Genomic DNA, 21,326 nt, shown 5'->3' with positions numbered 1-21,326 from the left:
GCGTTCGGTGTGGTCAGTGGCCCATGCCCATGCCGCCGTCGACGGGGATCACGGCGCCGGAGACGTAGCCGGAGTCCTCGGACGCCAGGAAGCTGATGACGGCCGCGACATCCTCCGGCTGACCGAGGCGCTGCAGCGGGATGAACTCTTTCGCCATGTCGTGGAACTTTTCGTCCAGTGCCGCGGTCATGTCCGTTTCGATGAACCCGGGCGCGACGACGTTGGCGGTGATGGAACGCGAGCCGAGCTCACGGGTGATCGAGCGCGCCATACCGATCAGACCGGCCTTGGACGCGGCGTAGTTGATCTGGCCGGGTCCGCCGCCCATGCCGACCACCGAGCCGAGGAAGATGATCCGGCCCCAGCGCGCCCGCAGCATCGCGCGGTTGGCGCGCTTGGCGACGCGGAACGCTCCGGTCAGGTTCGCGTCGATGACCCGGGTGAACTGCTCCTCGCTCATCCGCATCAGCAGGGTGTCGTCGGTGATACCCGCGTTGGCCACGAGCACCTCGACCGGGCCCTGGTGCGCCTCCACCTCGGCGAACGCGCCGTCCACCGACTCGCTGTCGGTCACATCGCATTTCACACCGAACAGGCCGTCCGGGACCCCCGACCCACGATGCGTGACGGCCACCTTGTGACCGTCGGCAAGCAGACGCTGCGCGACCGCGAGACCGATGCCGCGGTTACCGCCGGTCACCAGGACCGACCGGGATGTGATGTTCGACATGGGGTTCAACCTACCTGGTCGTTTCGGTCGGTCACGACCGGGCTGCCCCGTCTGTCGAACCGACACTCGGATGGGAATGTGATGGTGATTCCGCACAACGAAAGCGCGCATCCGGCTCGCTCGGAACACGGCGCGGCCGCATGAAGCTCCCCCTGTCGCGGCCCGGCACGGGCCCGCGACCGGTGCTACGGCAAACGCTGGCGATAGAGCAGACCGATGACGATGCCCGCGGCGATGACCAGCAACCCGAGCAGCAACCACGGGCGGCTGGCGTCGCCTCTGGTCAGCTCGTAGCCGATCTGCTGCTCCAAGGTGTCGTAGACCTTGGTCAGTTCCTGGAGCGACGACGCGGTGTAGAACTCGCCGCCGGACAGCCGCGCGAGCTCACGCATGGCCTCGTCGTCCACCGCCACGCGGACTTGTTCGCGACTGCCGTCCTCCCGCGGGATTTCTACCACGCCCCAGCTGGTGCCGAACGAGATCGTCGAGATCGGGACGTTCCTGCTCTTGGCCAGCCGGGCCGCGACGAATTCGTGCCGTGGATTGTCGACGTCCTCGAAAGCGGGGACGGTCTGTTTCCCGTCCGACATCAGGACGATTCGGGCCGGTGGCGGCTCTTGCGCTCCGCCGAGCACCGTGGCCAGCGTTTCGATCGCCTGCAGTGCGGTGAGGATGCCTTCGCCGGTCGCCGTTCGCTCGGCGAGCCGGACGTTGTCGATGGCCGCTTTGACGCCTTCGTGGTTCGTCGTGGGCGACACCATCACCGACGCGGTGCCCGCGAAGGTGACGAAGCCGATGTTCACGCCCTCGGGCAACCCGTCGACGAAGTCCTTGCCCGCCTGCTTGGCGACCTGAATGCGGCTCGGCGCCACGTCGGTGGCCTCCATCGACAGCGACACGTCCATCACCAGCATCACGGTCGCGCGGTTGCGCGGCACCTTCTTGACCGCGGTGGGTCCCGCGGCGGCGACGGTGAGGAATACCAGGCCGACCAGCAGCAGGGCGACGGCCACGTGGCGGAACGGGCTCGGCCGCGAGGGAGCGACCTTCTCCAGCAGCTCCATGTTGGTGAAGTTCAACATGTGCTTGCGCCGGTTGCGCTGCACCAGGACGTAGCCGAGCGCGATCAGCGCGATGACGGCGAGGAATCCGAGCCAGATCTGTGCGGTGAAATGCGAAATACTCACTGACGTGGCACCCGCCCGGTCGGGGCGCCGAAGCTGTGGCGCCGGGTGGACACGAACCGGACCACGTCGGCGATCCAGTCCCGATCGGTACGCAGGGTGAGCACCGGAGCGCCACAGCTGCGCAGGGCCTGTTCGACCTGCTCGCGGTGGCGCTGCGCGGCGGCCGCGAAATCGGCGCGCAAGGTGGAGGTCACGCTGAACTCGCGGGTGCGCCCGGTCTCCGGGTCGTGCAGTACGACATCGCCCATGTCGGGCAGCGACAGGTCGCGCGGGTCCAGCACCTCGACCGCGAGCAGATCGTGCCTGGCCGATATCGCGCGCAGCGAGCGCTGCCAGTCGATGTCACCCAGGAAATCGCTGATGATCACCGCGAGTCCGCGTTTGCGCTGCGGGCGGCGCAGCGATTCGATGCCGCCGCGCAGGTCGCCGCGCACACCGTCGCGCGCGTGCGGGGTGGTCGCGATGCTGCGCAGCAGCGACTGGGCGTGCACCCGCCCGCCGCGCGCGGGGATGCGGGTCAACCGTTCGCCGGTGGCGACCACCGCGCCGATCCGGTTGCCGCCGCCACTGGTGAGGTGGGTGATGGCGGCCGCGGCGGCGATGGCGAGATCGCGTTTCTGGCAGGCGGCGGTGCCGAAGTCGAGGCTGGCCGACAGGTCGACCACCATCCAGGTCTCCAGCTCCCGGTCGGCGATCATCTGCCGCACGTGCGGGTGGGTGGTGCGGGCGGTGACCGACCAATCCATCTGGCGGACGTCGTCACCGGGCTGGTACGCGCGCGCCTCACCCGGCTCGGAGCCGGGCCCGGGAATGAGACCGAGGTGATCGCCGTGCAGCACGCCGTCGAGCCTGCGGCGCACGGTGAGTTCGAGGGTCTTCAGCGCGACCGTGAGCCGGGGGTCGGTGAGTTCCCCCGCGTGGAAGGACGGCGGTGCGTGGGACGACGACATCGGCACTGGCTCAGCCGGATCCGATGCGGAGGTCACTTCGGCGGAATGGTGCCCGCGGGCTGCGACTGCTGCCCGTTAGGCGGCTGGGGAACGGCCTGCTGCTGCGGCGAGGCCTGCTGGGGAATCTGCGGCTGCGGTGCGCCCTGCGCGGGCGCGGCAGGCGCGCCCGAGGCCACCGCCTGCGGCGCGACCTGCGGCAGGCCGACCGTCTGCAGAACGCGCTTGATCACGTCTTCCGGGCTGACCTCGTCGGCGAGCGCGTCGTAGGACAGCACCAGGCGATGGCGCAGCACGTCCGGAATCACCTCCACGACGTCCTGCGGCACGACGTAGTCGCGGCCGCGGATCAGGGCGACGGCACGGGCCGCGGCGATGATGCCGAGGCTGGCGCGCGGCGACGCGCCGTAGGCGATCCAGCTGGCCACGTCCTGCATACCGAATTCGGCCGGCTTACGGGTCGCGGCGATCACCCGGACCACGTAGTCGACCAGGGCGTGGTGCACGAAAGTGTTGGCCGCGACCTTCTGCAGGCGGATCAGGTCCTCCGGCTCCAGGATCCGACCGGCCTCCGGCGGGGTGACGCCCATCCGGTAGATGATCTCGCGCTCCTCCTCCACCGAGGGGTAGTCGACGACGACCTTGAACAGGAAGCGGTCGCGCTGCGCCTCGGGCAGCGGGTACACGCCCTCGCTCTCGATCGGGTTCTGGGTCGCCATGACCAGGAACGGGTCCGGCATCGGATAGGTCTTGCCGCCGATCGACACGTGCCGCTCGGCCATCACCTCGAGCAGCGCCGACTGCACCTTGGCGGGCGCGCGGTTGATCTCGTCGGCGAGCACGAAGTTCGCGACGACCGGACCGAGTTCGGTGTCGAACTCCTCGCGGCCCTGCCGGTAGATCCGGGTACCGATGAGGTCGGTGGGCACCAGGTCGGGCGTGAACTGGACGCGGGAGAACGAGCCGCCGACCACCTTGGCGAAGGTCTCCACGGCGAGGGTCTTCGCGATGCCGGGAACGCCTTCGAGCAGGACGTGACCACGTGCGAGCACGCCGACGAGCAGCCGTTCGACCAGGCGATCCTGGCCCACGATCACCCGCTTGACCTCGTAGATCGTCTTCTCCAGGGTCTGGACGTCACGCTCGAGGGTGCTGGGCGTGGAGACCGGCGCATCCTTTGCCGAGTTCGCTCCGCTCACACCGTCCGTCGAAGTCACCAACATCCCCGCTTTCGCCTTGGTCCTGTGCGTGCAGCCACAACTATTCCAGGTAATCACCGCCTGTGCCGCAACCGGACCCGACAGAATGGGAATTTCGGCGGTCCTGCGGTCCGATCGATACCCGGAATGTCCGAATATCTCAGGAGACTACGCGTACCGCGTACGGCATGATGCCGCCCTCGCGGACCGGGGAAACCTTGACCACGTCGCCGGATTGCGGCGCCTCGACCATCTTCCCGTCGCCGAGATACAGCGCCACGTGCTGGCTGCCGTTGGGCCCCCAGAACAGCATGTCGCCGCGTTCACGGTCATCGACCGGCACCCGGGTGCCCGCGTTGTATTGGTAGCCGCTGTAGTGCGGCAGCGAGACCCCGATGCCCGCGAACGCGTAGACCATCAGCCCCGAGCAGTCGAATCCCACCTTGTGGTAGTCGCCGTGACTGTCGGCGACGCCGCCGTCGCGGATGCCGAGGGTCGGCCCGTCCTCGTCGCCACCGCCCCAGGCATAGGTGACGCCCAGCTGGGACATGGCGCGATCGACCACTATCTCGATCGCGGAGGAGCCACCGACCGAAGGCGCGTTCGGCCGGGGCGCACTCCGCCGCGGCGGTGGCGCGTCCTCCAGCTGGGTGTGGGGGCGCTTTCCGGTGCCCAGTTCGGCGGCGCGGTCGCGGGTGGCCTGGTCGGCGGCCGCGCGAGCGGCGGCCGCCGCGGCGGCGGCACGCACCGCCGCCTCCTCCGCCTTGCGCATGGCGTCCCAGGCCAGGTACGCGTCGCGCTGGCCCTGCAGACCCGCCACGTCGTGTCGCGCCTGATCCAGCCGACCCTGCGCGTCCTGACGCCGTCGCAGCAGATCGTCGCGCTGCGCGTGCTGCCGGTCGAGCTCGGCCTTGGCCGCGGCGACCGCGTTCTCGGCGTCGGTCTTGCGCGCGGCGGCGATGGCGGCGGCCGCGTCGGCGTCCGCCTTCGCCTGCCGGGCGCTGGAGTTCTTGTTGCCGTGGTCGATCTGTGCGCGCCGCAGACCGTCGAGCACCTGCCTGCGGTTCTTGGAGACCAGCTCCAGCAGCTGGGCCCGGTCCAGCGCGGCCGCCGGGGTGGCCGCGGCGAGATAGGTGACCATCGCGTCGGAGGCGGGCCGGGTATAGACCTGGGTGGCGAACTGGTCGAAGTTGTGCCGCGCCCGGCCGACCGCGACCGCGGCATCGGCCAGGGCGAGCTGGCTGTCGACCACCACGACAGCGGCCGCGTCGGCGGCGTCGCGGGCGTTCTGCAGGTCGACCAGCGCCTTGTTGACGTCTTCCCGGCGCTGCGCGACCGCGTCGTCGAGCTGCCGCAATTGGTGATCGACCACGGCGACCTGGTTGATCAGCGTGCCGACCTCGGCCACACGCGCGTCGACCTGCGCGCCGGCCTGGGCGATCTGGCCGTCGCTGGGATTTGGCGGGGGAGGTGGAACAGCGGCGACCGGTCCGGTCGTGACCACTACAGCGACCGAGATCAGCAATCCTATAGCTATCGGTAATCGGCGTCGGTAGGTCAGCCCGCCGTTGTTGCGCATCACACCTCCAAGGACCGGATTCCGGTAATCCTCTAGGGCATCAGCCGAACCATGACGCACTGTGGTCACAGATGGCCTCTGGAAACACATATTCCCCATCAGGGACCATTCGAACCGTATGACACTTGCGCCACCGAGTGAACCGCATCTACCGCGCTGGATGTTCGCCATTTCTTCTTTGCTAGAAGTTTGCTAGACCCGGCGAAACCGTTTTCGGTCCACTACAGACCAACCGTCCGGAAAAGTAGCTATAGAGATACTGCGATTCCCGTTAGTCCCCTAGTTCGGCGGCACCGCTACTTCGCACGCAGCGAAGATCTCGCACCCGGACGCGCGGGAACCGCGACAGCGATTCCAGGCGGCGACGTCGGGTAGCCGCGGCCGGCGGGGATGGAACCCCTGCGGAGGACGTCTGCCGAAGCCGACCGCGCAGGAGGAAGGGGCGAAAGTTCAGTTGGTGCGCGCGTCGGGTGACTCGTCCCGTGCCACGCGGGGATCGCTCACGCCGTCCGCCGAACGCCGCGACTTGATCCAGTACAGCCCGGCGATGGCCGCCGCCGTCCCGAGCAACAGCGTGCCCGTGATCGCGGTCCAGGACACCGACTCGGGCGTCTCCAGACGGGCCACGAAGATGCTCGCGGCCTCCCCGCTCTTACCCTGCTTGTACTTCGCCGCGTCCTCGGCCCATTCCAGCTGCACACGGCTGATCGAGTCGCTGTAGGTGCCGATCCAGTCGTCGCTGAGGACGACGACCGTGCCGTGCTGAGTCTTGCCGATCTCGGTGGCCAGGTCCCGCAGGCTCGAGTCGTGTCCTGGATTGCCGGGGACGACCACGATGCTCAGCGGGATTCCTTGCGATCGCGCCTCCGCGGCGATGACGGCCAACTCCGCCTCGTCCTTGCCGGTCAGCGTCGCGACATGATCGTCGGCCAGATCGGCGTTGAGCGAGCGCACGGTGTCGGCGGTGACATTCGGCGGCAATTCGGCGGCCATGGGCGTGAAAACCGAGTTGTGCGGGGCGGTCATCTTCCATCCGGTCTGTCGAGCCGCATCGGCAACCGAAGCGACGGGCATTCAACACTGCAGGGTCGAGCGAGGTCCCCCTTGCTGGCTCGGAAGCACAGTACGCGACGGAGTGTCGCATCATCGGTCCACGGCACGCGCAACCGCCCCCTGGTGTTTCACAGGACAAGCGTACTGTTAAGGTCGTAACGCGAGGAACCGGCGCCCGAGCGGCACCGGAGCACCTCCGAAGACTCGGCCGCCGGCACAGCCCCGCCGGCGACCGCCCTCACAGACGAGTGGAGCTGACGTGACGACAAGTATCGATACTTTCGGCGCCAAGGGCACCCTCGAGGTCGGAAGCAACTCCTATGAGATTTTCCGCCTCTCCGCCGTGCCCGGCACCGAGAAACTCCCCTACGCACTGAAGGTCCTCGCGGAGAATCTCCTCCGCACCGAGGACGGCGTCAACATCACCGCCGATCACATTCGCGCCATCGCGAAGTGGGATCCGACGGCGCAGCCGAACACCGAGATCCAGTTCACGCCCGCCCGCGTCATCATGCAGGACTTCACCGGCGTGCCGTGCATCGTCGACCTGGCCACGATGCGCGAGGCGGTGGCCACCCTGGGCGGCGACCCGAACAAGGTGAACCCGCTCGCTCCCGCCGAGATGGTCATCGACCACTCCGTCATCATCGACGTCTTCGGCCGCGCGGACGCCTTCGAGCGCAACGTCGACATCGAGTACCAGCGCAACGGCGAGCGCTACCAGTTCCTGCGCTGGGGCCAGACCGCGTTCGACGACTTCAAGGTCGTCCCGCCCAGTACCGGCATCGTGCACCAGGTCAACATCGAGCACCTGGCCCGCGTCGTCATGGTCCGCAACGGCCAGGCCTACCCCGACACCTGTGTCGGCACCGACTCGCACACCACCATGGTCAACGGCCTCGGCGTCCTGGGGTGGGGTGTCGGCGGCATCGAGGCCGAGGCGGCCATGCTCGGCCAGCCCGTGTCGATGCTGATTCCGCGCGTGGTCGGCTTCAAGCTGACCGGCGAGATCAAGCCGGGCGTGACCGCGACCGACGTGGTGCTCACCGTCACCGACATGCTGCGCAAGCACGGTGTGGTCGGCAAGTTCGTCGAGTTCTACGGCAAGGGCGTGGCCGAGGTACCGCTGGCCAACCGCGCCACCCTGGGCAACATGAGCCCCGAATTCGGTTCCACCGCCGCGATCTTCCCGATCGATGACGTGACCGTCGAATACCTGCGCCTGACCGGACGTTCCGACGAGCAGGTCGCACTGGTCGAGGCGTACGCCAAGGAGCAGGGTCTCTGGCACGACGCCGACTCCGAGCCCGCTTACTCCGAGTACCTCGAGCTGGACCTGAGCACTGTTGTCCCGTCCATCGCGGGCCCGAAGCGGCCGCAGGACCGGATCCTGCTGTCGGAGTCCAAGATCGCGTTCCGCAAGGACATCCACAACTACACCAGCGACGCGGAGAGCGGCCCCGCCGCCGACACCCCGCACAGCAAGCTGGACGAGGCCGTCGAGGAATCCTTCCCGGCCAGTGACCCTGCCGTGCTGTCCTTCGCCGACGACGGCTCCGACTTCACGCCGTCCGCCGCGAACGGCGCGGAGGGCCGCCCGAGCAAGCCGGTCAAGGTCTCCACCGAGGAGTACGGCGACTTCGTGCTCGACCACGGCGCGGTCGTGGTCGCCTCGATCACCTCCTGCACCAACACCTCCAACCCGTCGGTCATGATCGGCGCGGCCCTGCTGGCCCGCAACGCGGTGGACAAGGGCTTGGCCCGCAAGCCGTGGGTGAAGACCTCCATGGCGCCGGGCTCGCAGGTCGTCAACGGTTACTACGAGAAGGCCGGCCTGTGGCCGTACCTGGACAAGCTGGGCTTCAACCTGGTCGCGTTCGGTTGCGCCACCTGCATCGGCAACACCGGCCCGCTGCCGGAGGAGATCTCCAAGGCGGTCAACGACAACGACCTCACCGTCACCGCGGTGCTGTCGGGCAACCGCAACTTCGAAGGACGGATCTCCCCCGACGTCAAGATGAACTACCTGGCCTCCCCGCCGCTGGTCATCGCCTACGCGCTCGCGGGAACCATGGACTTCGACTTCGAGAACGACCCGCTCGGCAAGGACAACGAGGGCAACGACGTCTTCCTGAAGGACATCTGGCCCTCGCCGCAGGAGATCCAGGACACCATCGACCGGGTCATCAGCCGCGACATGTTCCTCGAGGACTACAAGGACGTCTTCCGGGGCGACGAGCGCTGGCGCGGCCTGCCCACGCCGGAGGGCAAGACCTTCGAGTGGGATCCGCAGTCCACCTACGTGCGCAAGCCCCCGTACTTCGAGGGCATGCCGCAGACGCCGGAACCGGTCACCGACATCAAGGGCGCCCGGGTGCTCGCTCTGCTCGGCGACTCGGTCACCACCGACCACATCTCTCCGGCGGGCAACATCAAGCCGGGCACCCCGGCCGCCCAGTACCTGGAGGCCAACGGCGTCGAGCGCAAGGACTACAACTCCTACGGCTCGCGTCGTGGTAACCACGAGGTGATGATCCGCGGCACCTTCGCCAACATCCGGCTGCGCAACCAGCTGCTCGACGACGTCTCGGGTGGTTACACCCGCGACTTCACCCAGCCCGGCGGGCCGCAGGCGTTCATCTACGACGCGTCGCAGAACTACCAGGCCGCAGACATCCCGCTGGTCGTGCTCGGCGGCAAGGAGTACGGTTCGGGCTCCTCGCGTGACTGGGCCGCCAAGGGCACCCGCCTGCTGGGCGTGCGGGCCGTCATCACCGAGTCGTTCGAGCGCATCCACCGCTCCAACCTCATCGGCATGGGCGTCATCCCGCTGCAGTTCCCGGCGGGCGAGTCGGCCGCGTCGCTGAAACTGGACGGCACCGAGACCTTCGACATCGAGGGCATCACCCAGCTGAACGAGGGTGTCACCCCGAAGACCCTGAAGGTCACCGCCACCAAGGAGAACGGTGACAAAATCACCTTCGACGCGGTGGTGCGGATCGACACTCCCGGTGAGGCGGACTACTACCGCAACGGCGGCATCCTGCAGTACGTGCTGCGCAACATGATCCGTGCCTGATCGCGCCGCCTCGGGCGGCGCGTGTTCGCGCCGCTGAGGTCTCGTGTTCGCGCGTCCCGGACTCCCGCCCTCGGCGCCCGCGAACACGGGACGCGCGCTCGTACTGTGTGAACCCCCGCGTCGGTGTACCGCCGACGCGGGGGTCCGTGTATCCCCGTTGGAGGATCCTGATGCCCAAGGTCAGTGACGATCACCTCGCCGCCCGGCGCGGCCAGATTCTCGACGGAGCACGCCGATGCTTCGCCGAGTACGGCTACGACGGCGCCACCGTGCGCCGCCTCGAGGAAGAGATCGGGCTATCCCGGGGCGCCATTTTCCACCACTTCCGCGACAAGGACGCGCTGTTTCTTGCCCTCGCCCAGGAGGACGCCGAACGCATGGCCGACGTGGCGGCCAACCAGGGCATCGTGCAGGTGATGCGCGACATGCTCGCCCACCCCGAGCAGTTCAACTGGCTCGGAACCCGTCTGGAGATCGCGCGGCGGCTGCGCACCGATCCCGAATTCCGCGCGGGCTGGACCCAGCGTTCGGCCGAGCTCACCGCCGCCACCCTGGCCCGCCTGGAACGCCGCAAGGCCGCGGGCACGCTGCGCGACGACGTGCCCACCGACGTCCTGCTCGGCTACCTCGACCTCGTCCTCGACGGCTTGATCGCGCGGATCGCCTCCGGGCACACCAACGAGAACCTCTCGGCGGTATTGGATCTCGTCGAGGCGTCGGTCCGGCGCAAGCAGTGATTTCTCCGTGCGAGAGCGTCGAGCGCGCGCGGCGCGGAGTACTCAGTACGTCGTATTGATGTACTCCGCGGCGTGCGTGGTCCACGGGACGTTCGTCCCCGGCATGTGCTGGTGGTTGTAGAGGACGTGCTGGCCGTAGGGCCAGGGGGTGAGGTAGCCGACGACACCGCGGACCGCCGCGGTGTAGCGGTCGAGGTTGCCGATCGGGTCGCGCAGCAGGATTTCCAGCAGTTCGGCGAAGATCAGCGGCGCGACGTCACCGATGCGGGCGCCCTCGACGAAGGAGAACGGGGAGACGCCGACCCCGATGATGCGCAACGGCGAATTCTTCGGTGACGCGGTGATGATGTCGCCCGGGTTGGCGTACTCGCGGACCGTGACCGCGGCGGGCCAGGTTCCGCGTTGCCCGTGCAGGCCGAACGTACTCACCGGGCAGAGGTTTCCGACCGACTGCCCGGCGCGGCGCAACGGATTGGCGATGTTCACCACGAACGCGATCTCCAGCGGCGTGCCGTCGGTGTTCTTGTACTTCCCCGCTTGGACGCCCTCCAGGATCCGGCTGGCGCAGATTCCGCCGAGCGAATAGCTCAGCAGCCCGCAGACATTCGGCGAGTCCTGGATCGCCTTCACCCCCGCAGCGATGCCGAGCCGCACCGACGTCTCCAAGGAAGGACCCCAGACCTCTGGCACGGGGCCCACCGAAGCGGGCCAATCCGGTTCGAAGCAGCTGAACTTGCCGGTGTCGAGTAGTTTCGTCACGTCGTGCAGCATGCCCGCGGGCGTTCCGTCGGAGTTCCGCGGCTCGCCGGTTCCGCGGAGAGTGATGATGTCGATCATCGTGGCCTCCTTGCACAACCGCACCGAAACTTTCGGCACGCGATTCCACGGTAAACCCGGGCCACCACGCTGACACGAGTATCGAGCTACCTCATCGCGGCACGAGTTCTCCCATGTAGAACGCGATTCGGCGGATCACCGGCTGTGTGAGCTACCTCGGCTACCCGTCCGGCTCCATGCTGCCCAGCAGAATTCGCGCGAGCCGGTCCAGTTCCCGCCGCTCGGCGGCGGTGAGCACGGACAGCAATCGGGTCTCGTTCGCGGTGTGCTCGGTGACCACGATGTCGACCAGCTTGCGCCCCGCACCGGTGAGTGCGACGCGAACCGCCCTGCGGTCGTGCACGTCCGCGACGCGCCGCACCAGCCCCGCCGACTCCAGCCGGTCCAGCCGTCCGGTCATGCCCGCACGGGAGAGCATCAGCGTGTCGGCCAGCACCGACGGATTGAGCTCGAACGGCTCGCCCGAACGGCGCAGTGCGGCAAGCACGTCGAATTCGCCGCGCTGCAGGCCGTGCTTGCCGAATACCGCCTCGACCTCGCGCTGCGCCACCAGGAACAGCCGCCCCAGCCGTCCGACCACGGCCATCGCCTCCAGATCGAGGTCCGGTCGTTCGCGCTCCCACTGCGCCACGATCGCGTCCACGGCGTCGGTCTTCCGCTCGGTCATGAACCGGATTCTATTCGGTGGTATATAGTTCGGTGACGAATTATCAATCAGCGAACAACTGGAGCTCGAGATGGCCATTCCCGCCCCGCGCAAAGACGTCGCGATCCGGCAGCCGCAGGACGCGGAGGTCCTGCACACCCGGTCGGTCACCGTGCGCCTGCTGATCGATGCCGAAGAGGCCGGCGGCGGGCTGAGCACGCTCGAGGTCGGCATGGAACGCGGCGCCGACGGTGCGGCGCCGCACTATCACACACGTTCCGACGAGCTGTTCTATGTCGCCGAAGGAGAACTGCAACTGCTTGCCGGTGACCGCATCGTCACCGTCGGCGCGGGTGGTTCGATCGTGGTCCCGAAATTCATGCCGCACGCGTTCGGCGCCGCACCGGACAGCACGGCCCGCATTCTGATCGCGCTCACACCCGGGGTACAGCGTTTCGAGTACTTCCGGCTGCTGGAACGGATCGCCGAGGGCTCATCCACGATGGCCGAACTCGCCGCTGCCCAGGACGAGTTCGACAACCACTTCGTCGACGCCCCTGCCTGGTGGGCACAGCGTGAAGGCAACCGGAACTGAAGCCTGTCGGGCACCTCCGAACCGGGGAAGGCGCAGTCGGATTCGAGCGAGTTGGTCACAAGGCGCCACGTACCGGAGCAGGGGAATACGATGTGGTGCGCAAGCAGCCGCATCCCCGGTCCCCACCTCCGCCGAGTGCGAAAGTACAGCCGAGGTGCGCGAAAGTACAGATGCACAGCCGCCAATATCGGGCTATGGACTCCGTCCGCGCATCGCGGGCGATAGCTCGATCATTGCGCCCGACGTGCTTCCAGGCTACCGGAAATCTTTCGGTACTTGGCGCTTATGGGTCGGAATTCGGTTTGCCGCGGGCCGGGAAATCTCGCGATCCGAGCCGATAGAGGCCACTACCGCGATATGATCGCTCACACGCTCGGGGGTCGTGGCAAATTGTGAGCAGATCGGAGAAACGGCTATGACCGACGCAATCCGCCTTTCCGGAACGACACCGAAGGGTGACCGCGCCGCCCCCCTCCAGGGTCTGCTGGTCGCGGAATCGGACCGGGAGATCAGCGTGCGCGTCGCGGAGGGAACGTGGACGTTCTGCCGGTCCGATGTCCTGCGCGTCATCGATTCCGCAGTGCCGCACGCCGATCAGGACGGCCGTCCGGTGCTGGTGGACATCCGCGCCGGCGCCACCGCCGATTTCACCCGCAGGCTACGGATCGATCTGGTCGATCGGCCGATGACCATTCCGGAGTCACCGTCGGAGGCGCTCGGCGACGACCAGCTGCGTCAGCTCACCGAAAGCTGGGCCGATCGGCTACAACTCGTCGACTACCCCGGCACGAGCGGGGCGACGTTCACCTACTGCCAGACCAAATCGATCAACGGCAGCGACGACGGCATCAACTGCGACAGCCTCGACTGAGCGGCAGGCGGATGGCGGCACGCCAGCGTGGTTCGGTCCTGATCGTGTCCGAGTCCGATGATCTACACGCCACGGCGATGGCGGCGACGCTTCGAGAACACCACGGGCTCGCCCCGATCCAGCTCGACCTGCGTGATTTCCCCCGCGAGTCCGGCAGCTTCCGGCTGGACCGGCTCGGCACCACACGCTCGCTGTCGCACCTGATCGGTCTCGACGACGTCCGGTCGGTGTGGTGGCGGCGCCCACACCCCGCTCGGGTGCCCGCGGGTGTCCGCGCCTCGGACAACGATTTCCGTCAGGCCGAGTGCGACGGATTCGTCCAGGGGCTGCTGTGGTCCATCCCCGCCTACTGGGTCAACGACCCGGGGGCCGATCGCACCGCGGGACGCAAGATCGTGCAACTCGAGACGGCGCTGCGGGCCGGGTTCACGGTGCCGGAGACCCTGATCACCAACGACCCGGACGAGGCGCGCAGCTTCGTCGAATCCCGTCCGGGCCCGGTCGTTTACAAACGCACCGGCACCAGCCGGGCGGAGTTCGCCGAGACCAGGATCATCTCCAGCAACGATTTCGGCAGGCTGGCCGCGATCCGTTCGGCGCCGACCACCTTCCAGGACTACATCGACGCCACTTGCGACCTGCGCGTGGTGTGGGTGGACGGAGTCGAGTGGACGGTGCGCATCGACTCGCAGGCCGGTGTCGGCAAGGTCGACTCCCGCCTGGACACCTCCGTCGACTTCGTGCCCGATCATCTGCCCGCCGCGGTGAGCAAGTCGCTGGCCACCCTGATGGGCGCGCTCGGATTGTCCTTCGGCGTGCTCGACATTCGGCTCGGCCGCGACGGTGAGTACTACTTCCTCGAGGTCAACCCGCAAGGCCAGTTCGCCTACCTGGAGATCAAGACCGGGCTGCCGATCTTTCGCAGCCTGGCCAACTTGCTGGTGGACGGCGACGGCACGGTGGCGGGCTACTGAGCCCGGCGATAGGTCTGCAGCACCACGCCGGAGGCCCGGAACGCCACGGCGTCCACCAGTCGTAGCAGCCGGGGTGCGACCTCGCCGAACAGCGGCAGGCCTGCGCCGAGCAGCACCGGAAACACCAGCAGCCGAAGTTCGTCCACCGCGTCGAGACGCAGGAACTCCTGCGCCGTGCGGACACCGGCGAACACCACCAGCGGCTTGCCGGGACTGTTCTTCAGCTCCGCGATCTCGGCGGGCAGGTCCGCGCCGATCCGGCGGGCGGGCTGCCAGGGCAGTTCCAGGTCCGTCCGGTGCGACAGCACGAGCTTGGGCAGCGCGTTGACCAGCGGGGCCAGCATCGCGTCCCCCGGCGTCGCCGGATCGCGTTGCGCGTCGGGCCAATACCCGGCCAGCAGCTCGTAAGACGTGCGCCCGAAGATCTGGGCATCGACGCCGCCGAGCAACTCGGCGAGGTAGGCGTCCAGTTCTGGGTCGTCGACTTCGATCCAGTCGAGCGCTCCGTCCGGGCCGGCCGCATAGCCGTCCAGCGTCACCATGATCTGCAGCAGCAAGTCCCGCACCACGAGGTTCCTTCCGTCGACAACGTGTCCCCACAGTGCGGACGGTGCTCGCGGCGCGGATTCATCGCGCCGGTACGGCGGCGCTATTGGCTCTTGCGGCGATTGGCTCCGCCCCGGCTGCGGAGTTGCACATCCGACTCCACCAGCACGTTATGGATGAAGCCGTAGGAGCGGCCGGTGGACCGCGCCAGTGACCGGATGCTCGCACCCGCCTCGTACTGTTTCTTCAGCTGGGTTTGTAGGCGATCGCGTGACTTCCCGGTGACGCGTGTGCCCTTACCCAATGGGGCCTTGCTTTGTGGCCTGTCGCTCATGGCTTCCTCCGAGTCGCCGAGCAGCGTCTTTCCAGGCTAAGCACTCAGCAGGCCGTGATCAACGGGTTCCTGTGATGAAACTCACGCAAGCTGAATAAGTTCCAGATATTCGGCCGACCAATGGTCTTCTGTCCCGTCCGGGAGCAGGATCACGCGTTCCGGAGACAGCGCCTCCGCTGCGCCCGGGTCGTGGGTGACCAGCACCACGGCGCCCGCGTAGGTGCGCAGGGCGTCCAGCACCTGCTCTCGCGAGACGGGGTCGAGGTTGTTCGTGGGCTCGTCCAGCAGCAGCACGTTCGCTGCGGAGGAGACCAGTCCGGCCAGCGCGAGACGGGTCTTCTCACCGCCTGAGAGGGTGCCCGCGGGCTGCTCGAGCTGCGGACCGGAGAACATGAACGCGCCGAGTAGGCCGCGCAGATCCTGCTCGCCCGCGTCCGGCGCCGCGTGACGGATGTTCTCCCACACGGTGGCGTTGTCGTCCAGGGTGTCGTGCTCTTGGGCGAAGTACCCGACCTTCAGGCCGTGTCCCGGCACCAAGCCGCCCGCTGTCGGCTGTTCCACTCCGGCCAGCAGGCGCAGCAACGTCGTCTTACCCGCGCCGTTGAGCCCCAGCACCACCACCCGGCTGCCGCGGTCGATCGCGAGATCGACACCGGTGAAGATCTCCAGCGAGCCGTAGACCTTGGTCAGGTTCTCGGCCATCAGCGGCGTCTTGCCGCAGGCCGCGGGCTCGGGGAACTTGATCCGGGCGACCTTGTCGGCGACGCGCACGTCGTCGAGTTCGGCCAGCAGGCGATCGGCGCGCTTGGCCATGTTCTGCGCCGCAGTGGCTTTCGTGGCCTTGGCGCCGAGCTTGGCCGCCTGGGCGCGCAACGCACTCGCCTTCTTCTCGGCATTCGCGCGTTCCCGGCGCCTGCGCTGCTCATCGGTGGCGCGCGCGTCCAGATACTTCTTCCAGCCCATGTTGTAGACGTCGGCCTCGCCGCGCACCGCGTCCAGGAACCACACCTTGTTCACCACGTCGGCGAGCAGTTCCACGTCGTGACTGATCACGATCAGGCCGCCGTCGTGATTCTGCAGGAATCCCCGCAACCAGGTGATCGAGTCGGCGTCGAGGTGGTTGGTCGGCTCGTCCAGCAGCAAGATGGTGTCCGAACGCCCGCCGCTGCCGTCGGAGGCCGCGAACAGGATGCGGGCCAATTCGATTCGCCGCCGCTGACCACCGGACAGGGTGCGCAGCGACTGCCCGAGCACCCGGTCGGGCAGACCGAGGCTGTGGCAGATGCGCGCCGCCTCGCTCTCGGCGACGTAACCGCCGAGGGCCGAGAAACGCTCTTCGAGCCTGCCGTACTTGCGGACCGCCTTCTCGCGCTCTTTGTCGTCGGCGACCTCCGCCATCAGCGCCTGCTGCTTCTCCATCTCCCGGATCAGCGTGTCCAGGCCGCGCGCCGACAGCACCCGGTCCCGGGCCAGCACGTCCAGGTTGCCCTCGCGCGGATCCTGGGGCAGGTAGCCGATGTCGCTGGAGCGGATGATCTTTCCGGCGTACGGCTCCCCCTCTCCGGCCAGGATGCGCAGCGTGGTGGTCTTTCCCGCGCCGTTGCGCCCGACCAGCCCGATCCGGTCGCCCGCCTGCACCCGCAGCGCCGGTCCCGGTGCGGACAGCAGGGTGCGGACTCCGGCCCGGACCTCCAGGTCGGTCGCGGTGATCACAAACTTCTCCTCGTGGATCGTGGTGCTGGACGCGTGCTCGATTGTGCGACCCGACGCGCACAAGAACCACCGATTTTACCCGGCGCGAAGGGACCTTCCCCTTGTCGGCACCCCGCATGTGACGGCGGTAACGGCCCGCGCGAACAGCTGCGCTACCGTGCGAGCCATGAGTACCGATCTATTGGGCAAGAGCGCACTGGTCACGGGGGCCAGCCGGGGCATCGGCAAGGCGGTCGCGGCGGAGTTGCTCGCACGCGGCGCGAACGTGCTGATCACCGCGCGGAAGAAGGACCCGCTGGAGGAGGCCGCCGCCGAGCTGCGCGGGCTGGGACACCAGGGCCAGGTCGTCGCCCTGCCGGGAAACTCGGGCGTCGCCGAGGATCGGGCGGCCGCGGTCGAGCGCGCGGTCACGGAGTTCGGTTCGCTGGATGTCCTGATCAACAACACCGGCATCAACCCGGTCTTCGGTTCCCTGATGGACGCCGACCTGGACGCCGTGCGCAAGATCTTCGACGTGAACGTGGTCGCGGCCCTCGGCTACATCCAGGAGGCCTACCGGGCGTGGATGCGCGACCACGGCGGCGCCGTGGTCAACGTGGCCAGCGTGGCGGGCATCCGCTCGACCGGCGTGATCGCCGCCTACGGCGCGTCCAAGTCCGCGCTGATCCATCTCACCGGTGAACTCGCCTGGCAGTTGGGGCCGAAGATCCGGGTGAACGCGGTCGCGCCGGGCGTGATCAAGACGAAGTTCGCCGACGCGCTGTATTCGTCCGACGAGGAGCGCGCCGCGAGCGTGTACCCGATGAAGCGGCTGGGCACTCCGGAGGACGTGGCGCGCCTGATCGGCTTCCTGGTCTCCGACGAGGCGGCGTGGATCACCGGCGAGACGGTGCGCGTGGACGGCGGGCTGCTGTCCACCGGCGGGATCTGACCCCGCACAAGACCCTGCCTCGGGGTGCGGTGCGCTACCGGAACGCCAGTGCGCCGAGCATGTCGGCGTGCCGGTAGCGCAGGTACTTCTCGACGGTCGGCGCGTCGACCGCGTCGGTGGCGGTCGCCAGCGTCACCACCACGAACTCCTTCTGGCTGCCGTCCTTCCACTTGCCGGTCGCATAGCCCTTGATGTAGGTGCCGGGGCGCAGCGTGAGGTCGGCGTCGGTGAACCGGTCCTTCGCCGCGGCGGCCCGGCCTTGATCGGTCATGCCGAGCACGAACTGGGTGAGCATGAGCGCGCCGCCCTCGGTCCGGTACACCAGTTCCGCCGCGTAGGCGCAACCGAGGCCGGTGAGCTTGCCCGCCGCCTCGATGGGGCCGCAATCGGCGTGATCACGACCGTCCACCCAGTCGGCGTGCAGTTCCACGCGATCGAACCGGAAGTCCCAGTCCCCCGCGTATTCGGTGTAGCTCAGCCTGCCCGAAGCGGGGCGCGCCGGGCGCGTGCTGGTGGCGCCGCCCGTGCGTGTGGTCGCAGCGGCCGACGTCGCTTCGGCGGAGGTCGCCGCGGCTTGCGCGTGCCCTCGCTCGCGCGGATACCGCGCCACGCCGACACCGACCGCCACCAGCACGACCACGAGGCCGACCACCAGAGCGACGATGACACCCTTTCCGGACCTCGGCGGCGGTGGAAGCGGAGGCTCCTCCCACGCCGCCACCGGGTACGCGCTCGGCGGCGACATCCGCCCCCAGTCCGATGGGTAGGTCTCGTCCCCTGTGCCGTAACCCTCTGAGCCGACCCCGAATTCGGAGCCGGATGGATAGGTCATCGCGAGCGCCCTCCACATCTCCCGACAGCCGTCCCACCCCGTGTGGACTCCCCCCGGCTGCCCACAAGACCCTACCCGATCCGCCCAGGCTGCCGCGGTCAGAGCCGGGCGGGCTGACGCCAATCCTCGCGACCTGCGACCGCCGGGGCGGCAGACTGCTCTTCGATGCCGAATCGCCGGTGCAGTTTGCGCAGCGGTCCGGGCGCGTACCAGTTCCAATCGCCGAGCAGTTCCATGGCCGCGGGCAGCAGGAAGCCGCGCACCAGGGTCGCGTCCACCAGGACGGCGAGCGGTAGCCCGATGCCGAACGCCTTCATGAAGGTGATGTCGGAGGCGAGGAAACCGAGGAACACCAGCGAGATCAGGACCGCCGCCGCGGTGACGATCCGGCCGATCCGCTCCAGCCCGGAGGTGACGGCCAAGGCGTTGGATCTGGTGCGCTGGTACTCCTCCCGGATACGCGCCAACAAGAACACCTGGTAGTCCATGGCGAGACCGAACGCCACGCCGAACAGCATGACCGGAACCGTCGGGGGCAGGTCGCCGGTGACGGTGAAGCCGAGCAGCCCGGAGAGGTGACCGTCCTGGAAGATCCACACCAGCGCACCGAACGTCGCGGTGAGGCTCAGGAAGCTGAGCACGACCGCCAGCAGCGGCAGCACGACGCTGCCGGTGAGCAGGAACAGGACCACCATCATGATCAGCACGACGAAGACCAGCGCGTACGGCAGCGCCGAGACCACCGCGTCGATCGCGTCCGCGTTGGCCGCCGCCACGCCGCCGACCAGCACCGGTGAAGCGGCGGGCGTCGCGCGCACGTCCGCGGCGATCCGGTCCAGCACACCGGGATCGGTGGTGTCCGGGACCACCGTGAGGTAGGCGGCGTTCTCGGCGCGGAAGCGGTCGTTGGCCTCCGTGGGCGGGGCGAGCAGACCGCCGTGGCTGTAACTGCCGGTGGCGGTGTCGACCCTGCGGACGTCCTCGATCTCCGACAGTTCCCGGGCGTAGGCGTCCAAACCAGCCGCGCTGTAGGCGCTTTCGGGCAGCACGGCGAACAGCCCGTGCTGCTCGGTTGCGGCGAAGTCACGCTGGATGGTCTCGGTGACCTGGCGATTGTTCATCGTCTCCGGGAGCGAACGCTCGTCGGGAAAGCCGAGTTTCACACCGAGGAAAGGCGCGCCCAGCACGAGCAACAGGGCGGTCACCGATAGGCCGATGGGCACCGGGCGCATCATCACGAACCTCGCCAGGCGATGCCAGGCGCCCTCGCCGGGCGCGGGGCGGGCGGCGCGCAGGAACCACCACAACTGCCCGCTGTCGATCTTGGTTCCGAGCAGGAACAGGATGGCGGGCAGCACGGTCAGCGACACCGTCGCCGCGATCGCCGCGACCGCCAGACCCGCGTACCCCATCGACCGCACGGCCAGCAGCGGGAAGAACAGCAGACCCGAGAGGGCCACGGCGACTGTGACGGCCGAGAACGCGACGGTCCGCCCCGCCGAGCGCATGGTCGCGGCCACGGCTGCCGCGGGCTGCTGTCCGGCGACCAGTTCGTCGCGGTAGCGGCTGATGATCAGCAGGCTGTAATCGATCGCCAGGCCGAGCCCGAGCAGGGTGGCGACATTGGTAGCGGTCGCAGCGAGATCGGTGACGCTCGCGATCAGCCACAGCGCTCCCATCGTGATCATCACCGTGATCATGGCGACGACCAGCGGCAGGCTGGCCGCGACCAGGCCGCCGAACACCAACAGCAATGCGATCAGCGTGATCGGAAAAGCGATGGATTCACCGAGCACGACGTCTTTCTCGCTCTGCTGCACGGTCTCGTGCAACAGCATCGCGTAGCCGCCCACCCGCACCTCGAGCGGGCCGTGCGTGCCCGCGAACCGGTCGGCGAGATCACCCACCCGCTTGTCGACCTCGGCCTCCTCACCGAGGATGCTGGCCACGATCAGCCCCTTGGTGCCGTCGGTGCTGCGCAGCGCGGGCGATTTGTCGGTCCAGTACGAGGTGACACCTGTCACCCCGGAGGCCGCCTTCAGATCGGTGACCAGATTCGTCGCCGCGGTGGCCGCGGCGTCGTCGTCCACCGACCGGCGCGTCTGCACCAGCAGCACGAGATTCGGGGGCGCCTGGCCGAAGGCGTCCCGCAGTGCCGCGGTCGCCCGGCTCGATTCGCTGTCGGGGTCGATGTACCCGCCACCCTGCACCTTGTCGAACAGCGTCGCGCTCAGCGTGCCCATCGCCAGTGCGAGCACCGCGAACACGGCCAGGATCCATCGGCTGCGCCGCCTGGTCAGTTCGAACACTTGCGTCTACCCCTAACTCGTTCCGGTCGCACCGCTTTCGTCCTCGGACTCCCGCGGCCGCCGGTCGGCAACCTGCCCGGCGCGCCATCCGCGGCGCACCGGTACGCCGACACTTGACACTCGGCACCGGAGCCGGATGCGTGCGCCAGCGCCCCGGCATCCTAGCAACGTGCGACAAACTCCGGTGAGCGCGAACACATTCCGTCCACTGCGCCGAGTCCCGGCCC

19 protein-coding genes are annotated in these 21,326 nt (G+C 68.3%); 6 read left to right on the top strand and 13 right to left on the bottom strand.

Translation table 11 applies throughout. The annotated features are described in order from the left end of the window. Positions 1–13: 13 nt before the first annotated feature. The 6 genes from K8O92_20825 to K8O92_20800 all read right to left on the bottom strand — a co-directional run bounded on the left by K8O92_20825 (position 14) and on the right by K8O92_20800 (position 6,668). A complete protein-coding gene (locus tag K8O92_20825) occupies positions 14–730 on the bottom strand; it encodes a beta-ketoacyl-ACP reductase (GenBank protein ID UAK30368.1) in 717 nt (238 codons plus the stop codon). 185 nt (positions 731–915) lie between these two features. Beyond that, a complete protein-coding gene (locus tag K8O92_20820; protein UAK30367.1) occupies positions 916–1,917 on the bottom strand; it encodes a VWA domain-containing protein in 1,002 nt (333 codons plus the stop codon). Next, positions 1,914–2,867 carry a DUF58 domain-containing protein gene (locus K8O92_20815; GenBank protein UAK30366.1) on the bottom strand — a complete coding sequence of 318 codons (954 nt, stop codon included), beginning with the start codon at positions 2,865–2,867 and terminating at the stop codon, positions 1,914–1,916. Before K8O92_20815 ends, K8O92_20820 begins: the two co-directional genes overlap by 4 nt. 32 nt (positions 2,868–2,899) lie before the next feature. Further along, positions 2,900–4,087, bottom strand: coding sequence for a MoxR family ATPase (locus K8O92_20810; protein UAK30365.1), 1,188 nt, complete (start codon positions 4,085–4,087; stop codon positions 2,900–2,902). A gap of 136 nt (positions 4,088–4,223) precedes the next feature. After that, positions 4,224–5,642 carry a C40 family peptidase gene (locus tag K8O92_20805; protein UAK30364.1) on the bottom strand — a complete coding sequence of 473 codons (1,419 nt, stop codon included), beginning with the start codon at positions 5,640–5,642 and terminating at the stop codon, positions 4,224–4,226. Between the two features lie 450 nt (positions 5,643–6,092). After that, a complete protein-coding gene (locus tag K8O92_20800; GenBank protein UAK30363.1) occupies positions 6,093–6,668 on the bottom strand; it encodes a hypothetical protein in 576 nt (191 codons plus the stop codon). Between the two features lie 286 nt (positions 6,669–6,954). Between K8O92_20800 and K8O92_20795 the strand changes: the two genes are divergently transcribed. Both K8O92_20795 and K8O92_20790 read left to right on the top strand, forming a co-directional pair. Continuing rightward, on the top strand, positions 6,955–9,774 hold the full coding sequence (locus K8O92_20795) for an aconitate hydratase (GenBank protein UAK30362.1): 2,820 nt from the start codon (positions 6,955–6,957) through the stop codon (positions 9,772–9,774). 170 nt (positions 9,775–9,944) lie between these two features. Further along, positions 9,945–10,511 carry a TetR/AcrR family transcriptional regulator gene (locus K8O92_20790; protein UAK30361.1) on the top strand — a complete coding sequence of 189 codons (567 nt, stop codon included), beginning with the start codon at positions 9,945–9,947 and terminating at the stop codon, positions 10,509–10,511. A gap of 42 nt (positions 10,512–10,553) precedes the next feature. Here K8O92_20790 and K8O92_20785 read toward each other — a convergent pair whose 3' ends face one another. Together K8O92_20785 and K8O92_20780 are read right to left on the bottom strand one after the other, a co-directional pair. Further along, the gene (locus tag K8O92_20785; GenBank protein ID UAK30360.1) at positions 10,554–11,348 is read right to left on the bottom strand and encodes a hypothetical protein; all 795 of its coding nucleotides are present in this window, start codon (positions 11,346–11,348) and stop codon (positions 10,554–10,556) included. 160 nt (positions 11,349–11,508) lie between these two features. Next, on the bottom strand, positions 11,509–12,015 hold the full coding sequence (locus tag K8O92_20780; GenBank protein UAK30359.1) for a MarR family transcriptional regulator: 507 nt from the start codon (positions 12,013–12,015) through the stop codon (positions 11,509–11,511). A 70-nt stretch (positions 12,016–12,085) separates the two neighbouring features. Between K8O92_20780 and K8O92_20775 the strand changes: the two genes are divergently transcribed. The 3 genes from K8O92_20775 (at position 12,086) to K8O92_20765 (ending at position 14,434) form a co-directional block, all read left to right on the top strand. Beyond that, positions 12,086–12,589 (top strand): cupin domain-containing protein, encoded by a 504-nt coding sequence (locus tag K8O92_20775; protein UAK30358.1) that lies wholly within the window; start codon positions 12,086–12,088, stop codon positions 12,587–12,589. A 415-nt stretch (positions 12,590–13,004) separates the two neighbouring features. Further along, the gene (locus tag K8O92_20770; protein ID UAK30357.1) at positions 13,005–13,460 is read left to right on the top strand and encodes a hypothetical protein; all 456 of its coding nucleotides are present in this window, start codon (positions 13,005–13,007) and stop codon (positions 13,458–13,460) included. Positions 13,461–13,471: 11 nt separating this feature from the next. Next, a complete protein-coding gene (locus K8O92_20765; protein ID UAK30356.1) occupies positions 13,472–14,434 on the top strand; it encodes a hypothetical protein in 963 nt (320 codons plus the stop codon). On the opposite strand, the gene K8O92_20760 is transcribed toward K8O92_20765, so the two are convergent. The 3 genes from K8O92_20760 to K8O92_20750 all read right to left on the bottom strand — a co-directional run bounded on the left by K8O92_20760 (position 14,428) and on the right by K8O92_20750 (position 17,027). Continuing rightward, complete coding sequence (locus K8O92_20760; protein ID UAK35846.1) at positions 14,428–15,000, bottom strand: dihydrofolate reductase family protein; 573 nt, start codon at positions 14,998–15,000, stop codon at positions 14,428–14,430. The genes K8O92_20765 and K8O92_20760 overlap by 7 nt on opposite strands. Before the next feature lie 83 nt (positions 15,001–15,083). Beyond that, complete coding sequence (locus tag K8O92_20755) at positions 15,084–15,314, bottom strand: transcriptional regulator (protein ID UAK30355.1); 231 nt, start codon at positions 15,312–15,314, stop codon at positions 15,084–15,086. Between the two features lie 81 nt (positions 15,315–15,395). Then, positions 15,396–17,027, bottom strand: a complete 1,632-nt coding sequence (locus K8O92_20750) for an ATP-binding cassette domain-containing protein (protein UAK30354.1) — start codon at positions 17,025–17,027, stop codon at positions 15,396–15,398. Positions 17,028–17,193: 166 nt separating this feature from the next. On the opposite strand from K8O92_20750, the gene K8O92_20745 reads away from it, so the two are divergent. Beyond that, positions 17,194–17,958, top strand: a complete 765-nt coding sequence (locus K8O92_20745; GenBank protein ID UAK30353.1) for an SDR family oxidoreductase — start codon at positions 17,194–17,196, stop codon at positions 17,956–17,958. A gap of 34 nt (positions 17,959–17,992) precedes the next feature. Here the strand turns inward: K8O92_20745 and K8O92_20740 are convergent, their stop codons facing one another. Together K8O92_20740 and K8O92_20735 are read right to left on the bottom strand one after the other, a co-directional pair. Beyond that, positions 17,993–18,790, bottom strand: a complete 798-nt coding sequence (locus K8O92_20740) for a hypothetical protein (GenBank protein UAK30352.1) — start codon at positions 18,788–18,790, stop codon at positions 17,993–17,995. Positions 18,791–18,888: 98 nt separating this feature from the next. After that, entirely contained in the window at positions 18,889–21,099 is a 2,211-nt protein-coding gene (locus K8O92_20735) for an MMPL family transporter (GenBank protein UAK30351.1), read from the bottom strand. Positions 21,100–21,326 lie beyond the last annotated feature (227 nt).

Origin of the sequence: Nocardia asteroides (genome assembly GCA_019930625.1) — a bacterium.
GTDB classification, from domain to species: Bacteria; Actinomycetota; Actinomycetes; order Mycobacteriales; family Mycobacteriaceae; genus Nocardia; species Nocardia sputi.
The sequence above is the reverse complement of the archived record's forward strand: the minus strand, read 5'-3'. Positions and strand labels throughout refer to the sequence as shown.

What these genes read in the sequence shown, in the direction of transcription:
- K8O92_20825 (UAK30368.1), bottom strand. Translation starts at nt 730, where the DNA reads ATGTCGAACATCACATCCCGGTCGGTCCTGGTGACCGGCGGTAACCGC.
- K8O92_20815 (UAK30366.1), bottom strand. Translation starts at nt 2,867, where the DNA reads ATGTCGTCGTCCCACGCACCGCCGTCCTTCCACGCGGGGGAACTCACC.
- K8O92_20810 (UAK30365.1), bottom strand. Translation starts at nt 4,087, where the DNA reads ATGTTGGTGACTTCGACGGACGGTGTGAGCGGAGCGAACTCGGCAAAG.
- K8O92_20805 (UAK30364.1), bottom strand. Translation starts at nt 5,642, where the DNA reads ATGCGCAACAACGGCGGGCTGACCTACCGACGCCGATTACCGATAGCT.
- K8O92_20800 (UAK30363.1), bottom strand. Translation starts at nt 6,668, where the DNA reads ATGACCGCCCCGCACAACTCGGTTTTCACGCCCATGGCCGCCGAATTG.
- K8O92_20790 (UAK30361.1), top strand. Translation starts at nt 9,945, where the DNA reads ATGCCCAAGGTCAGTGACGATCACCTCGCCGCCCGGCGCGGCCAGATT.
- K8O92_20785 (UAK30360.1), bottom strand. Translation starts at nt 11,348, where the DNA reads ATGATCGACATCATCACTCTCCGCGGAACCGGCGAGCCGCGGAACTCC.
- K8O92_20780 (UAK30359.1), bottom strand. Translation starts at nt 12,015, where the DNA reads ATGACCGAGCGGAAGACCGACGCCGTGGACGCGATCGTGGCGCAGTGG.
- K8O92_20775 (UAK30358.1), top strand. Translation starts at nt 12,086, where the DNA reads ATGGCCATTCCCGCCCCGCGCAAAGACGTCGCGATCCGGCAGCCGCAG.
- K8O92_20770 (UAK30357.1), top strand. Translation starts at nt 13,005, where the DNA reads ATGACCGACGCAATCCGCCTTTCCGGAACGACACCGAAGGGTGACCGC.
- K8O92_20765 (UAK30356.1), top strand. Translation starts at nt 13,472, where the DNA reads ATGGCGGCACGCCAGCGTGGTTCGGTCCTGATCGTGTCCGAGTCCGAT.
- K8O92_20755 (UAK30355.1), bottom strand. Translation starts at nt 15,314, where the DNA reads ATGAGCGACAGGCCACAAAGCAAGGCCCCATTGGGTAAGGGCACACGC.
- K8O92_20745 (UAK30353.1), top strand. Translation starts at nt 17,194, where the DNA reads ATGAGTACCGATCTATTGGGCAAGAGCGCACTGGTCACGGGGGCCAGC.
- K8O92_20740 (UAK30352.1), bottom strand. Translation starts at nt 18,790, where the DNA reads ATGACCTATCCATCCGGCTCCGAATTCGGGGTCGGCTCAGAGGGTTAC.